This window comes from uncultured Sulfitobacter sp. (genome assembly GCF_947497275.1).
Lineage (GTDB): Bacteria > Pseudomonadota > Alphaproteobacteria > Rhodobacterales > Rhodobacteraceae > Sulfitobacter.
In genome coordinates this window covers 12,807-27,995 of sequence record NZ_CANMFS010000013.1, presented here as the reverse complement: position 1 = coordinate 27,995, position 15,189 = coordinate 12,807, and the positions used below count along the sequence as shown (strand labels likewise).

Sequence of the window (15,189 nt, the reverse complement as noted above, 5' to 3'; positions counted from 1 at the left end):
TCCCTTAGCTATAACTCATCAGCTTGATTGCATCCGGTGTTGCGAAATGCGGTGTCGTATTGAATTCATTCAACGAAAACAGCGGGCCCGAAAACACGAACCGCGTGATCGCCGCATTCTTGATTTGCAGGTTCAAGTGCATCATGTGCCGCGCGGGAGCACCCAGCGACGCCGCCGTAAGCTGCCCGATAACGCCACCCGAACTTACGACCAGAACCCGCCTTGCCGCCGTATCGGTGGCAAAGGCGCGTGCCGCCTCGACCCTGTCCGCGAAAGCATCCCACGTCTCGTAGGGGTTGTCGATCTCGCCGTCCTGCCACGCGAATACAGTGTCGCGCAGCGTCCGGAAATGTTCCTTGCGGTCGCCTTTTACGACGTCTGGCACCTTACCGTTGAACCGCGCATCGAGAAGTGCGGCAAAATCGTATTCATTCAGGCCAGCGTGACGTTCGCCGTCCGCGCCGAACCCCATTTCCACGGCGGTGTCGATTTGCCGGTCAAGCGTGCCGGTCACAATCCGGTCCGGGATCCAGTCCATCCCGCGCAGCCAGTCCCCGGCGGCCCGCGCCTGCGCACGTCCCAAATCAGACAGCACATCGTAGTTCTGCTGTCCGAAAGAGGCCTGTCCGTGCCGTATGATAACAAGCTCGGCCATCTCAGGAGAACTCGGCCGCCAGCTTTTTGCCCGCCGCTTCGTATTCACGCGCCATGCGGTCCACGATGTTTCTGGCCGGTCCGACCGATTTGATCGCCCCGATGCCTTGGCCCGACCCCCAGATCGTTTTCCAGGCTTTCGGCTTTTCGCGGTCCGACCCGAAATTCATCGACGACGCGTCGGCCTGTGGCAGGTTGTCGGGATCCATGCCCGCTGCCTCGACCGACCCTTTCAGGTAGTTGCCCCAGACGCCGGTGAACAGCGATGAATACACGATATCATCCGCACCGCTGCCGACGATCATATCCTTGTAGGCCTGATCGGCGTTGGCCTCGTCCGTGGCGATGAACGGCGAACCGGTATAGCCCAGATCGGCCCCCAGCGCGCGCGCGGCCAACAGGCTTTCGCCCGTCGCTATCGCCCCCGACAGCGCGATCGGCCCGTCGTACCATTCGCGGATTTCGCGCACGAGCGCGAAGGGCGATTGTTGGCCCGCATGTCCGCCTGCACCGGCGGCCACGGCAACCAGACCATCGGCGCCCTTCTCAACAGCCTTCCTGGCGAATTTGTTGTTGATGATGTCGTGCAGCACGATGCCACCGCACGAATGCGCCGCCTCGTTGACTTCTACCCGCGCGCCCAGCGACGTGATCCAGACCGGCACCTCGTGCTTGACGCAAATCTCCAGATCCCGCTCCAGACGCTCGTTCGAGCGGTGGACGATCTGGTTGACCGCATAGGGCGCAGCAGGGGTATCCGGGTTCGCCTGGTTGTGGCGGTCCAGTTCTTCCTTGATCTCTGTCAGCCAGGTGTCGAGCAGCGGATGCTCGCCCTTGCCCTCACGCGCGTTGAGCGCGGGAAATGCGCCGATGATGCCCGCCTTGCACTGGGCGATGACCAGCTTGGGCACCGAGATGATGAACAATGGCGATGCGATCAGCGGGATGCGCAGACCGCGCAACGCCTCTGGCAGGTGGGAATCGTCTCGGGGCATGGGGCCTCCTGATGGCATATTGACGGTGAGGGGGCGGGAAAACCCGCCCCTCTTGTTGGCAAAGCGCAAGGCTTACAGGACTTCGAAAAGGCCCGCAGCACCCATTCCGCCGCCCACGCACATGGTGCAGACGACGTATTTCGCACCGCGGCGCTTGCCCTCGATCAGCGCGTGACCGACCATGCGCGCACCGGACATGCCGTAGGGGTGACCGATGGAGATCGCACCGCCGTTGACGTTCAGGATATCGTCGGGGATGCCCAGGACATCGCGCGACTGGATCACCTGCACGGCGAAGGCTTCGTTCAGCTCCCACAGGCCAATGTCGTCCATCGTCAACCCGTGTGCCTTGAGCAGCGGCGGCACGGCGTAGATCGGGCCGATGCCCATCTCGTCGGGCTCGCAGCCCGCGGCCATCACGCCGACGTAGCGGCCCAGTGGTTGCAGGCCCATCTGTTCGGCCTTCTTCGCTTCCATCACCACGGTCGCGGAGGCGCCATCGCTGAGCTGCGACGCGTTACCGGCCGTGATGTATTTGCCTTCCTGGATGACGATGCCGTCCTTGAACACCGGCTGCAAACCCGCAAGGCTTTCCTTGGAGGTACCGGGGCGGTTGCCCTCGTCCTTTTCCAGCGTCACTTCGTGCTCGCTGATTTCCTTGGTTTCCTTGTTCTGCACCATCATCTTGGATGTCATCGGCACGATCTCGTCGTCGAACTTACCCGCTTCCTGTGCCGCATGGGTGCGGTCCTGGCTGCGTGCAGCGTACTCGTCCTGCCGCTCGCGGCTGACGTTGTACCGCTCTGCCACCGTTTCGGCGGTTTCCAGCATCGACATGTAGATCGCGGGCTTGTGCTCCTGAAGCCATGGATCGGCCTTGACGCGCATTTCGGGCGTCTGCACCATCGAGATGCTTTCGACACCGCCGCCCACGACGACGTCCATGCCGTCCGTGATGACCTGCTTGGCCGCCGTGGCGATCGCCATCATGCCGGAGGCGCACTGCCGATCCAGCGACATGCCCGCAACCGTGACCGGAAGACCCGCACGGATCGCCGCCTGACGCGCGATGTTGCCCGCCGCGTGGCCCTGCTGCAGGGCGGAACCCATGAGGCAATCCTGAATTTCCGCCGGGTCGACGCCGGCGCGCTTGACCGCCTCGGCGATAACGTGGCCCGCAAGCGCCTGTGGCGTGGTGTTGTTGAACGCACCCCGGTAGGCTTTGCCAATGGGGGTCCGTGCTGTGGATACGATGACTGCGTCGCGCATGTTGAAGTCTCCTTTGTAGTTAAATTACCAGTCCAGCTTCAGGCCACTGGCCTTGGCTGCACTGAGGGCGTATTTCTTGGTCTGGCCGAATGCGTCGCCCAGTTGTTCCTGATTTTGCGGATCTCGAATTTGCGCGAATTGCGCAGCGACAGCTTCGGGGGTGTTGTCGTCGCCCGTCAGGGTGATGCCGCGCGTCTCGTACACGCGGGTTTCGGCAAAGCTGCCCGCCCCCGCGCCAAGAATCACCTGGCTCGGGCCGTCGTCGCTCACCAGATAGAGCAAGCCCGGCGTGATGGTTTCGGGAGCAAGCAATTCCTGCGCCTCGGGTGGCAATAGATCCTCGGTCATCCGTGTCGCCGCCGTCGGGGCCAGGGTGTTGACGCGGATGTTGTCGCGCGCGCCTTCCATGTGCAGGACATTCATCAACCCCAGCATGGCCGCCTTCGCGGCACCGTAATTCGACTGCCCGAAATTACCGTAAAGCCCCGACCCCGAGGAGGTCAGAACGATGCGTCCGTATTTCTGTTCGCGCATGATCGGCCAGCACGCATGGCAGACGTTGGCGGATCCGATCAGGTGCACATCCACGACTTTGCGGAAATCCGCCATGTCCATCTTGGCGAACGTCTTGTCGCGCAGGATACCTGCGTTGTTGACCACCACGTCGATGCGGCCCCAGGCGTCCATCGCCTGCGCGACCATATCCCTGACGCCGTCCTCGTCGGACACGTCACAGCCATGCGCCATCGCTTCGCCGCCCGCCGCCTTGATCTCGGCCACCACGGAATCCGCCGCCTCCGACGACGCGCCGACACCGTCGCGGCCCACGCCCAGATCATTGACGACAACCTTGGCACCACGCGCGGCCAGACCCAATGCGTGACAGCGGCCAAGGCCGACCCCCGCGCCGGTGACAATCGCCACCCGTCCGTCAAATTGAATATCAGCCATCAGTGCAGCGCCTGTTCAAAGATGTTCGGCCCTGACATCACGTTGATGCCGCCGGAAATCGGGATTGCCGCGCCGGTGACATAGGCACCACCGCGCCCACACAGGAACAGAACGCTGCCCGCGATGTCTTCCTCGCGGCCGACCCGCTGCAGCGGCACATCTTTGCCAACCTTGTCGCGCATGTCCGTATCATGGGTCGCAAAGGCGGTCATGCGGCTGACGAAGGGCCCCGGCGCCAAGGAATTGACGGTGATCGCATCGCCCGCCAACTCCTTGGCCAGTATCCGCGTCAGATGCATGACAGCGGCCTTGGACGCGGAATAGCTGTAAGCGCCGTCGCCCATTTCCCGCTCGCCCATGACAGAGCCTACGTTGATCACGCGGGCCGGGTCGTCGACGCTGCCCCCGGCCTTGAGCATCGGCAACAGCTTTTGCGTCAGGTCGAAGACCCCGGCGACGTTCACGCTCATCACCTTGTCCCACGCCTTGAACGGGAAGTCGCCCAGCGGGGCACCCCATGTCAGGCCGGCGTTGTTCATCAGGATATCGAGCGTTTCCGTCCGCTCCTTCACGGCGGCGACCAAGGCGTCGACACCCTCTTCGCTGCCGACGTCCCCGGCAAAACCGATCGCCTTGCCGGATGCGCCCAAATCGTTGAGCTCTTCGGCGACGGCTTCACATGCCTCGCCCTTGCGGCTGGCAATCAACACGGTTGCCCCCGCGCGCACCAGTGCCTCGGCAGCCATGCGGCCGATCCCGGTGGCCCCGCCGGTAACAAGGACTGTTTTGCCCTCAAGCCCGAATAGTGACTGAATATCCATGCTCAGAATCCCCTCAGTGCGGCGATTTTCTCGGCGTGATAGCTGTAATCTCCCAGCCACTCCGCCGCGACCCGCGCCCGCTTCATGTAAAAACCCATATCGTAATCATCGGTCATGCCAATACCACCGTGCATCTGCACACCCTCGATCACCGCCAGCTTGGCCGTCGCGGTGGCACGCGCCTTGGCCAGTGAGACCGCCAGCGTCGCATTGCCGGGATCAGTGTCGAGCAAGCGGCCCGCGTTCAGAACCGCCGACGCGGTGACTTCGGTTTCGCACCACAGGTGCGCCGCACGGTGCTGCAACGCCTGAAAGCTGCCGATCAGAGTGCCGAATTGCTTGCGCTCCTTGAGGTAGCCAACCGTCATGCCGAAAGCCCCCGCCGCAAGGCCAGCCGTTTCCGCCGCCAGTGCCGCCTGTCCCGCTTCGAGCGCGGGCTTCAGAACGCTCATCGCGCTGTCGACCTGGCCCAGAACGTCATCGCCCGTCGCCTCGACATCGTCAAAGGTGATCCGCGCCGCATCCCGGGCGTCGATCATGTTGGACGCATCTCGAGTGATTCCTGCGCGGTCTGCCGGAATGTCGAACAGCGTCAGACCATCACCGGTTTTCGCCAGCACCAGCAACCTGTCGGCCATGGCACCGTCGACGACAAAAGTCTTCCTGCCATTCAGCCGGAACCCATTGCCGTCCGCCTTCGCGTCCATCTCGGTGGCGTTGGGGTCATGTTTGATCCCCTCGTCGATCGCCAGCGCATAGGTCAGATCGCCGCTGGCGATCTTCGACAGTGCATCCTTGGCCCGTGTATCGCCCACTTGCCGCAGGGCCGTCGCCGCCATCACGGCGGTCGACAGAAACGGGCTGACCACCAGCGTCTTGCCCATCTCCTGCGCGATCACATTGGCGGCCGCATATCCCATGTCAGAGCCGCCCTGCTCTTCGGATATCAGCACCCCGGCCCAGCCCATGTCGGCCATTTCCTTCCACAGCTTCGCATCAAAGGTCTTGCCCTCGTCGCGCAGCTTGCGGAACGCCTTGACGGGTGCAGCCCCGTCAAGAAATCCGCGCGCCATGTCGCCCAGCATCGTTTCTTCTTCGGTCAGCACTAGTTTGGTCATGTCAGTTACCCCGGAAGTCCCAGCACGCGGCGCGACACGATGCTCAGCATCACTTCGCTCGTCCCGCCTTCGATTGAATTGGCCTTGGTGCGCAGCCAGTTGCCTGCGCGGTTGCCCTGCGGCCCGTCCCATTCCAGCGCGTCCGAGCCGCCCGCCGCCATCAGCAATTCGTGGCGCTGCTTGTTCAGCTCGGTGCCCATGTATTTCAGCATCGCGGAGGCATCGCCCGCACCTTGCCCCGCTTCAGACTGGTCCTTGTACCGCTCAAGCGTCAGGCCAATCGCAAGCGCGTCCACCTCGCAACGCATCGCGTCGGCGCGCAGCGTGGCATCCGTCAGCCCGTCGTCGCCCATCGTCTCGGCCAGCACCGCGCCCAGGGCACGGCCGCCGCCCGACAATCCCTGACCGCCGCCCGAGATCATCTCGCGTTCGTGGGTGAGCAGGTATTTCGCAACATCCCAGCCGCGATTCTCCTCGCCCACGATCTGCTCCTTCGGCACTTTGGCATCGTCGAAAAACGTCTCGCAGAACGGCGAGATGCCCGAAATCATGCGGATGGGCCGCGTTTCGACGCCGTCCTGCTCCATGTCGATCAGCAAAAACGAAATGCCCTTGTGCTTGGGGGCCTCGCGGTCGGTGCGCACCAGCGCAAAGATCCAATCGGCCTGATCGGCGTAGGAGGTCCAGATCTTCTGGCCGTTGACGAGCCAGTGATCGCCCTTGTCCTCGCCCTTGGTCTGCACATTGGCCAGATCCGATCCCGCGCCCGGCTCTGAATAGCCCTGGCACCAGCGGATCTCGCCGCGTGCGATCGGAGGGAGATAGTGCAACTTCTGCTCGTGGCTGCCGAAATGCAAAAGCGCGGGCCCCAGCATCCAGATGCCGAAGCTTTGCAGAGGTGAGCGCGCGTTGATCCGGTCCATCTCCTCGTGGAAGATCTTTTCCTGCTCGCGCGTCAGACCGGCTCCGCCGTAGTCCCTGGGCCAAGTCGGCACCGTGTAGCCCTTGGCGGCGCAGCGTTCGAGCCACTGCTTCTGCGCCTCGCTGGTAAACTCCCAGTTCTTGCCGCCCCAGCAGATGTCCTCTTCGCCGGCCCCGCTGTCGCGCATTTCCTGCGGACAATTCTCTTCGAGCCACGCGCGCAGCTCCGCGCGGAATTCCTCAGCCGTCTGACCAGTGTCCATGCGTCATCCTCCCTGTGAAAACCCGCAACCTCTTGCGGGCTACCATTCCGCAGAGCAGAATTGCATTTCGAAATTCGATTGACAAGACCGAGTTGCACTGACCCTACTGCATCCCAAATTCAACGGAGGATTACCCAGATGAAAGCAATGCTGAGCCACGAGCCGGGCGGCCCCGAGACGCTGAAATTAAGCGAAATGGATACGCCGGAACCCAAAAAGAACCACGTGCGAATCCGCATCCGCGCCGCCGGTCTGAATTTCCCTGATACGCTGATTATCAAGGACATGTACCAAATGAAACCACCGCGCCCCTTTGCGCCGGGCGGTGAGGTTGCGGGCGAAATCGACGCGGTCGGCGAGGGTGTCACCGGTTTTGCTGTGGGCGACCGTGTGCTGGCGATGACCGGTTTCGGCGGGTTTGCCACCCATATCGTGGCGGAGGCCGCGCGGGTGATGAAGATACCCGAAGGGATGCCATTCGACGAGGCGGCCTGTCTGATGCTTACCTATGGCACGTCGCATCACGCGCTGAAAAACCGCGCCGAGATCAAGCCGGGCGAATCACTGCTGATCCTCGGCGCTGCCGGTGGCGTGGGTGTGGCCGCGATAGAGCTTGGCAAGGCGGCGGGTGCGCGCGTCATCGCCGCCGTCTCGTCCGAGGACAAGGCGCAGTTCTGCCGCGACCTGGGTGCCGACGAAACCATCGTTTACAGCCGGGAGATGGACGACCGCGACACGCAAAAGGCGTTCTCGAACAAGATCAAGGAGCTTGCGGGCGGTGACGGCGTCGATGTCGTCTACGATGCAGTCGGTGGGCCCTATGCCGAACCGGCGGTCCGCGCGCTGGCATGGAAAGGCCGCTATCTGGTCGTCGGTTTCCCTGCCGGCATTCCGAAAATTCCGCTGAACCTCACACTGCTCAAGGGCTGCCAGATCGTCGGCGTGTTCTGGGGCGCGCACACCCTGCGCGAACCTGATATGCACGCCGAAAACATGGCCGATCTGTTCCGCATGTATGCGGATGGTCAGATCAAGCCGCGCATCTCGGCGCGCTTCCCGCTGGAACAGGCGGCGGATGCACTTAACCTGATGCAGGACCGCAAGGTACAGGGCAAAGTCGTTCTGGACATCGCGTAACCCCGCGATGCGGATGCAGCGGCCCCGATACGTACCCTTGGACGACTGCGCGTTACAAATGCGCGCAGTCGTTAAAGCCGCGCACGATCATGCGTTCTTCGTGTATGACGATGCGGCTGATCGACCCGTTGGCTGCACCGTTGAACGCAAAGGGCGCCGATCCGCTGGCAATCGCCAGCGCCGCACCCACCACCCCGCCATGTACCACTACCGCGACCAGTTGGTCGGGGTGGGTCGCCGCAATCTGGCGCAGACCGCGCGCAACGCGGGCATGCAGATCCGCCGTTGTTTCGGCCCCCGGTATTTCACCCCATTCACCGCTGTCGCGCGCCCGCACGAAAGCGGGATCGTTCGACGCCGCGCGAAAGCGGTATTCGCCCCCGTCCCAATCGCCCAGAAATACTTCGCGCAGTTCCGGCATCACGATCGGCGTGCGGCCCAACGCCTTTGCAAGCGGGGCTGCCGTCTGGTGCGTGCGTTGCATCGTCGTGACGTATATCGCGTCGATCGCCTCGCGGACGAGACGGTCTGCGACGGCGCGGGCCTGTGCCTCCCCTTCGGAGCGCAGCGCCGGATCGCCCTGCCCGTCGATCATCGGAAACACCTCGCCGCGCACGGCGGCCTGTGTTTCGCCGTGCCGGATCAACAGAATGTCCGTCGCTCCCGGCGGTGGCGTGAAACGGTGCTGGCGCGCTTCGTTGCTCATAACTTTCCCTCTCGTTTTCTGACACATTAACCGCAAGGACAACACTATGACAAACCGACAAATCGTCGTCGCAGAGCTGCCCAAGGGCCAGCTTGCTCCCGAGAACTTCACGATGACCGAGGTCGACATGCCGGTGCCCGCCGAGGGAGATGTGCTGTTGCGGGTGATCTTGATGTCCATCGACGCGGCCAACCGGTCGTGGATGCAGGGCGCGACCTACCGCGATGCGGTCAAGGCCGGCGATGCAATGCCGACCTACGCGATCTGCGAAGTCGTCGAAAGCAACTCCCCACGCCTTGCCAAAGGCGACATCGTGGCGGCCGAAGCCACATGGTCCGACTATGTCACGGTGCCCGCGCACAAGGCCACCAAGCTGCCGTCGGTAAAAACACTGTCGCATCTGATGTCGGTGTTCGGAATTGCGGGCAAGACGGCCTATCACGGTCTGATGTCCATCGGACAGCCGCAGCCGGGCGAGACGGTGCTTGTCTCCGCCGCCGCCGGATCGGTCGGCGGATATGTCGGACAGATCGCCAAAAGTCTCGGCTGCCGCGTCGTCGGCATCGCCGGGGGAGCCGAAAAATGCGACTGGGTGGTGGAGCATCTGGGCTTTGACGCCTGCATCGACTACCGCGCCGACGGCATGTTCAAGGCCTTGCGCGCCGCGTGCCCCGAGGGCGTCGATGTCTATTTTGACAACGTGGGTGGCACCGTTCTGGAAACTGCGCTCAACCTGATGAACGAACGTGGCCGCATCGTCTGCTGTGGTGCCATCAGCCAGTACGAGAGCACCGCGCCCACCGGCCCGCGCAACCTGCCCGGTGCCATCGTCGTCAAGCGCCTGCGGATGGAAGGCTTTATCGTGATGGACTTCGCCCGCGACGACGCCAAGGCGATCCGTGCGATGCAGGGCATGATAGAACGCGGCCAGATGAAAGTGACCGAAGACATCGTCGAGGGACTGGAAAACGCCCCCTCCGCGCTGATCGGTCTGCTGGGCGGCGACAACAAGGGCAAGCGCATGGTGCGCGTGTCCGCCGATCCAAGCTGAAGGAGCTACCCCATGTCCGCATTGCAAGACGCCCTTGAGACCTCTCAGAAACTGATCGGCACAGAAGTTGGCGTGTCGAACTGGATTCTGGTCGATCAGGACATGATCGACCAGTTCGCCAAAACCACCCACGACGAGCAATGGATCCACGTCGATCCCGAACGCGCCGCGCGCGAGACGCCGTTCGGCGGTGCCATCGCGCACGGGTTCTTGACGCTCTCGCTCGCCAGCCGCTTTGCCTACGACTGTTTCAGCACGATGCCGGGGCAGGTCATGGGCATCAACTATGGCATGAACAAGCTACGGTTCCTCAAGCCCGTCGTCGCGGGCAGTCGTCTGCGCGGGCGGTTCACGCTGCAAAAAGCTACCGCCAAAAGCGAGACGAACCTGCTGCGCGAGAACCTTTTGACGATCGAAATCGAGGGCGAAGAGACCCCCGCGCTGATCGCGGAATGGCTTGGCCTAGCCATATTCGAAGACTGAAGGCGCGCGCGCGCGGCGGTGGTTCACGCCGGCGCGCGCATCACGCTTTCGGCACGCTCACGGTGATCCCGTCAAGCGCGGCCGACATCCTGATCTGGCACGACATCCGGCTGGCTTCCTGCCGCGCGGTGGTCTGATCCAGCATCGCATCCTCGAAGGCATGCACCGGTTGCAGTTTGGCCAGCCACCCGTCATCAACGACGACATGGCAGGCGGTACAATCCAGACGACCGCCGCAAGTTTCCCCGAAATTCGGGATGCCGTTTGCTTTCGCGGCTTCCATCAGAGTGGTGCCGGCATCTACATCCGCCGTTTGCGTGCTTCCATCGGGAAGCCTCCACGTCGCTCTCATCGTAAGCTCCTTCAATTCCGGTCCGCGCATACGGGGCACTGTTATTCCGCAGCGTCCAGATAACTGTCCATCGGCGGGCAGGTACAGGCCAGGTTGCGGTCGCCCCAGACATTGTCCACGCGGTTCACCGGGGGCCAGTATTTATCGACCCGGAACGCCCCCGGAGGAAAGCAGCCTTTCTCGCGGGTATAGGGGCGGTCCCAGTCCTTTACGAGATCTTCCATCGTGTGCGGCGCGTTCCTGAGCGGGTTGTTCTCGGCGTCGATCGTCCCGTTCTCGATCTCCGCGATCTCGGCACGGATGGCGATCATCGCGTCGCAAAAGCGGTCAAGCTCGGCCTTGGTCTCCGACTCTGTCGGCTCGATCATCAAGGTGCCGGCGACGGGCCAGCTCATCGTGGGGGCGTGAAATCCGCAGTCCATCAGACGTTTGGCGATGTCATCCACCGTCACTTTGACGCTGTCGGCGAAGGGGCGCGTGTCGATGATGCATTCGTGCGCGATGCGCCCTGTCGGCCCTTTGTAGAGCACGTCGAACGACCCTTCGAGCCGCTTGGCGATGTAGTTGGCGTTCAGGATGGCGACGCGCGTGGCCTGCGTCAGCCCCTCGCCGCCCATCATCAGGCAGTACGCCCAAGAAATGGGTAAAAGCGAGGGCGAACCAAAGGGAGCTGCGGAAACGGCCCCCTGCCCCGAGACCGGATCGCCGGGCAGATGTTCGATCAGATGTTCCTTGACCCCGATCGGACCCATGCCGGGGCCACCGCCGCCATGCGGGATACAGAATGTCTTGTGCAGGTTGAGATGGCTCACATCACCGCCCAGATCGCCGGGGCGCGACAGGCCGACCATTGCATTCATGTTGGCCCCGTCGATATAGACCTGCCCGCCGTGCGCATGAACGATATCGCACACGTCGATCACGGTTTCCTCAAAAACACCGTGGGTGGAGGGATAGGTGATCATGCAGGCGGCAAGGTTGTCGGCGTGCTCCGCCACCTTCGCGTTGAAATCTTCCAGATCGATATCGCCGTTGACGGCGGATCGGATCGGCACCACTTTCCAGCCGACCATATGGGCCGAGGCCGGGTTTGTCCCGTGCGCTGACATCGGAATCAGGCAGACGTTGCGGTGCCCTTGACCATTTGCACGGTGATAGGCGGCAATTGTCAGCAGTCCGGCGTACTCCCCCTGCGCGCCAGAATTCGGCTGCATCGAAATCGCGGCATACCCGGTCACATCGCACAGCTTGGACGACAGATCGTCGATCATTCGGGTATAGCCTGCAGCCTGATCCTTGGGGATATAGGGGTGCAAGAGCGCAAATTCGTCCCAGCTGACCGGCATCATCTCGGCGGCGGAGTTCAGCTTCATCGTACATGACCCCAGCGGAATCATCGCACGGTCCAGCGCCAGATCGCGGTCGGCGAGACGGCGCATGTAGCGCATCATTTCCGTCTCGGCGCGGTTCATATGAAATACCGGATGCGTGAGATACGCAGACGTACGGATCAGCTTTTCCGGCATGTGGTAATGTGGCGTGTAATCCTTGTCCTCGCGCGCGATCCCGAAGGCGCGCCAGACCGCTTCAATGGTCGCGGACCGCGACCGTTCATCAAGCGTGATACCGACCTGCGTGGTGCCCACCTTACGCAGATTTATGCCCTCGTCGACGGCCGATTTCATCACGGCGGATTGCAGCGGGCCGACATCGACGGTGATCGTGTCGAAGAACGTCGCGGGACGGATGTCGAAACCGCCGGATCTCAACCCTTCCACAAGACGCGCGGTCTTGCGGTGGATCCGCTGGGCGATGGCTTTCAAGCCCTCGGGGCCGTGGAAAACCGCATAAAAACCCGCCATCACTGCCAGCAGGGCCTGCGCCGTGCAGACGTTCGAATTCGCTTTCTCGCGCCGAATATGCTGTTCGCGGGTTTGCAGCGACAAACGGTAGGCGCGATTGCCGTGGCTGTCGATGGACACGCCCACGATGCGGCCCGGCATGGAGCGGGCAAAGTTCTTTTTGGTCGCCATATAGGCGGCGTGCGGGCCGCCGTATCCAACCGGCACGCCGAACCGCTGGGTACTGCCCACGGCAATATCCGCACCCATTGCTCCGGGTTCTTTCAGCAAAGTCAGCGACAAAGGGTCCGCCGCAACGATGCCGACGGCATTCGCTTCGTGCAGCGCCGAAATTTCGGCGGTGAAGTCGCGCAGATGGCCGTATGTCCCCGGAAACTGAAAGATCGCGCCGAATACGGCAGAGGCATCCAGATCATCGGGGTCGCCGACAATCACCTCGATCCCCAGAGGGGCGGCGCGCGTCTTTATCACGTTGATGTTCTGAGGATGGCAATTCTCATCGATGAAAAAGCCTATCGCTTTCGATTTCGCGATCCGCTTGGCCATCGTCATCGCCTCGGCGCAGGCCGTTGCCTCGTCCAGCAGCGACGCGTTCGCGATATCCAGCCCGGTCAGGTCGGACACCATCGTCTGGAAATTGAGCAACGCCTCGAGACGCCCTTGCGAAATTTCCGGTTGATAGGGCGTATAGGCAGTGTACCACGCCGGGTTCTCAAAGATGTTCCGCTGGATCGCGGGCGGGGTGACGGTGCCGTGATAGCCCTGCCCGATCAGCGAGGTCAGCACCTTGTTCTGCGACGCCGTGATTTTCATGTGATGCAGCAGTTCCCGCTCCGACAGCGGTTTGCCGAAATCCAGCGGCTTGGCCTGCCGGATCTTGGCGGGCAGCGTGTCGTCGATCAGCGCATCGAGGTCCTTCGCGCCCACGACCTTCAGCATGTCTTGCATCTCGGACACCGAGGGGCCGATGTGGCGACGGTTGGCAAAGTCGTAGGGCAGATAGTCCGTGGGCGTAAAGGTCATGGCAGGGCTCCGGTCGGTCAGGCAATAAGGGCTTTGTAGGCGGCGTCGTCCATGTAGGCGTCCATCTGTGCAGGGTCGGAAGGCTTGATCTTGAAGAACCAGCCCGCGCCCGTCGCATCCTCGTTGGCCAGTGCGGGATTGTCCGCCAGCGCCTCGTTCACCTCGACGACTTCACCGTCGATAGGGGCAAGGATATCTGAGGCGGCCTTGACGCTTTCGATCACGACAATTTCGTCATCCTTGGCCACCACGGTTCCCACGTCGGGGAGTTCGACAAAAACGATATCGCCCAACTGCGCGGTCGCATGTTCGGTAATGCCGACGATAACAACATCGTCTTCGCGGCGCAGCCATTCGTGTTCTTCGGTGAATTTCATCTTGGGTCTCCGTGGGGTCAGCGTTTGAAATTTGCGGGAATAAAGGGAAGCGGCGTAACGGTCAGCGGCAATCGTTTGCCCCTCAGTTCACCGAATACCGTCGTGCCCTTTGTGGCATGGTCTGCTGTCACGTAGCCCATGGCGACGGGGCTGCCGACGGTCGGGCCAAAGCCGCCCGATGTGATTTTGCCGATGGGGGTGCCGTCCTGCGCGCTAGCAAACAGCGGAACGCCTTCGCGCATGGGCGCGCGGCCTTCGGGCAGCAGGCCCACCCGCTTGCGGGATGCGCCATCCTCCAGTTCCTTGAGGATCACGCCGGCGCCGGGAAATCCGCCCGCACGTGCGCCACCCGTGCGCCGCACCTTTTGGATCGCCCAGGCAAGGGCGGCTTCGGTCGGGGTGGTATCGGTATCCATGTCATGCCCATACAGGCACAGCCCCGCCTCCAGCCGCAGACTGTCACGCGCGCCCAGCCCGATTGGTTCGACCTCCGCATGGGCAAGCAGCGCCCTGGCCAGCATTTCGGCCTGATCTGCGGGCACCGAAATTTCGTATCCGTCTTCGCCGGTATAGCCGGAGCGTGACACCCAACATTCGGCCCCCGCCAGCGATAGCGTCGCCACATCCATGAACCGCATTTGCGCCGCTTTCGCATCGAACGTGCCAAGCACCCCCTCCGACGCGGGGCCCTGAAGCGCCAGCAGCGCGCGGTCGGCCACTTCCGTGACCGTCACGCCGCTCAGGTTCGCTTGCATATGCGCGATGTCGGCCGCCTTGCGGGCAGCGTTCACCACGATGAATATATGATCACCCCGGTTCGCCAGCATCAGGTCATCGGTGATACCGCCGGACTCGTCGGTAAATAAACCATACCGCTGGCGGTTTTCGGCCAACCCCAAGATATCGACCGGAATCAACGTCTCAAGCGCGCGCGCGGCCGTCTCGAAATTCGCCCCACCGACGATCACCTGTCCCATGTGACTGACATCGAACAGCCCCGCCTTTTCGCGGGTATGAGTGTGTTCTTTCATCACGCCCAGCGGATATTGCACCGGCATCTCGTAACCCGCAAAGGGCACCATTCTGGCACCGAGCGCGGTGTGCAGATCGTGTAGCGGCGTGTGCATCAGGTCCGGCATCGACAGCTCCTCTTGCAGAAGGCGCGCGGATCAGCGGGATCCTGCGGCACCACGTCAACGCATCGGC

Annotated in this window: 15 protein-coding genes; 3 read left to right on the top strand and 12 right to left on the bottom strand. The window is 62.6% G+C overall.

The features are described 5' to 3' along the window. Positions 1-4: 4 nt before the first annotated feature. The 7 genes from Q1A06_RS18635 to Q1A06_RS18605 form a co-directional block, all read right to left on the bottom strand. On the bottom strand, positions 5-655 hold the full coding sequence (locus Q1A06_RS18635) for a histidine phosphatase family protein (RefSeq protein WP_299567125.1): 651 nt from the start codon (positions 653-655) through the stop codon (positions 5-7). 1 nt (position 656) lies between these two features. Beyond that, the gene (locus Q1A06_RS18630; protein ID WP_299567123.1) at positions 657-1,649 is read right to left on the bottom strand and encodes a nitronate monooxygenase family protein; all 993 of its coding nucleotides are present in this window, start codon (positions 1,647-1,649) and stop codon (positions 657-659) included. Between the two features lie 72 nt (positions 1,650-1,721). After that, entirely contained in the window at positions 1,722-2,918 is a 1,197-nt protein-coding gene (locus Q1A06_RS18625; RefSeq protein WP_299567121.1) for an acetyl-CoA C-acyltransferase, read from the bottom strand. Between the two features lie 24 nt (positions 2,919-2,942). After that, positions 2,943-3,869 (bottom strand): SDR family NAD(P)-dependent oxidoreductase, encoded by a 927-nt coding sequence (locus tag Q1A06_RS18620; RefSeq protein WP_299567119.1) that lies wholly within the window; start codon positions 3,867-3,869, stop codon positions 2,943-2,945. Then, positions 3,869-4,690, bottom strand: coding sequence for an SDR family oxidoreductase (locus Q1A06_RS18615; protein WP_299567117.1), 822 nt, complete (start codon positions 4,688-4,690; stop codon positions 3,869-3,871). The genes Q1A06_RS18620 and Q1A06_RS18615 overlap by 1 nt, the downstream gene beginning before the upstream one ends. 2 nt (positions 4,691-4,692) lie before the next feature. Next, positions 4,693-5,808, bottom strand: a complete 1,116-nt coding sequence (locus tag Q1A06_RS18610) for an acyl-CoA dehydrogenase (protein WP_299567115.1) — start codon at positions 5,806-5,808, stop codon at positions 4,693-4,695. A 5-nt stretch (positions 5,809-5,813) separates the two neighbouring features. Then, entirely contained in the window at positions 5,814-6,992 is a 1,179-nt protein-coding gene (locus tag Q1A06_RS18605) for an acyl-CoA dehydrogenase family protein (protein WP_299567113.1), read from the bottom strand. A gap of 138 nt (positions 6,993-7,130) precedes the next feature. Here Q1A06_RS18605 and Q1A06_RS18600 point away from each other — a divergent pair, with 138 nt between their 5' ends. Then, positions 7,131-8,129 (top strand): NADPH:quinone oxidoreductase family protein, encoded by a 999-nt coding sequence (locus tag Q1A06_RS18600; protein ID WP_299567111.1) that lies wholly within the window; start codon positions 7,131-7,133, stop codon positions 8,127-8,129. Positions 8,130-8,181: 52 nt separating this feature from the next. Here the strand turns inward: Q1A06_RS18600 and Q1A06_RS18595 are convergent, their stop codons facing one another. After that, positions 8,182-8,835: a histidine phosphatase family protein gene (locus Q1A06_RS18595; protein WP_299567109.1), complete on the bottom strand. Its 654-nt coding sequence runs from the start codon at positions 8,833-8,835 to the stop codon at positions 8,182-8,184. Between the two features lie 46 nt (positions 8,836-8,881). Between Q1A06_RS18595 and Q1A06_RS18590 the strand changes: the two genes are divergently transcribed. Then, complete coding sequence (locus Q1A06_RS18590) at positions 8,882-9,886, top strand: NADP-dependent oxidoreductase (RefSeq protein ID WP_299567107.1); 1,005 nt, start codon at positions 8,882-8,884, stop codon at positions 9,884-9,886. Positions 9,887-9,898: 12 nt separating this feature from the next. After that, complete coding sequence (locus tag Q1A06_RS18585; RefSeq protein WP_299567105.1) at positions 9,899-10,369, top strand: MaoC family dehydratase; 471 nt, start codon at positions 9,899-9,901, stop codon at positions 10,367-10,369. Between the two features lie 40 nt (positions 10,370-10,409). Here Q1A06_RS18585 and Q1A06_RS18580 read toward each other — a convergent pair whose 3' ends face one another. Genes Q1A06_RS18580 through gcvT form a run of 4 tightly spaced genes read right to left on the bottom strand, consistent with a single transcriptional unit; the run spans position 10,410 to position 15,122 of the window. After that, entirely contained in the window at positions 10,410-10,721 is a 312-nt protein-coding gene (locus Q1A06_RS18580) for a 2Fe-2S iron-sulfur cluster-binding protein (RefSeq protein ID WP_299567103.1), read from the bottom strand. A 41-nt stretch (positions 10,722-10,762) separates the two neighbouring features. Then, entirely contained in the window at positions 10,763-13,606 is a 2,844-nt protein-coding gene (gcvP, locus tag Q1A06_RS18575) for an aminomethyl-transferring glycine dehydrogenase (RefSeq protein ID WP_299567101.1), read from the bottom strand. Between the two features lie 17 nt (positions 13,607-13,623). Next, a complete protein-coding gene (gene gcvH, locus Q1A06_RS18570; protein WP_299567099.1) occupies positions 13,624-13,983 on the bottom strand; it encodes a glycine cleavage system protein GcvH in 360 nt (119 codons plus the stop codon). Between the two features lie 17 nt (positions 13,984-14,000). Further along, the gene (gene gcvT / locus Q1A06_RS18565; protein WP_299567097.1) at positions 14,001-15,122 is read right to left on the bottom strand and encodes a glycine cleavage system aminomethyltransferase GcvT; all 1,122 of its coding nucleotides are present in this window, start codon (positions 15,120-15,122) and stop codon (positions 14,001-14,003) included. Positions 15,123-15,189 lie beyond the last annotated feature (67 nt).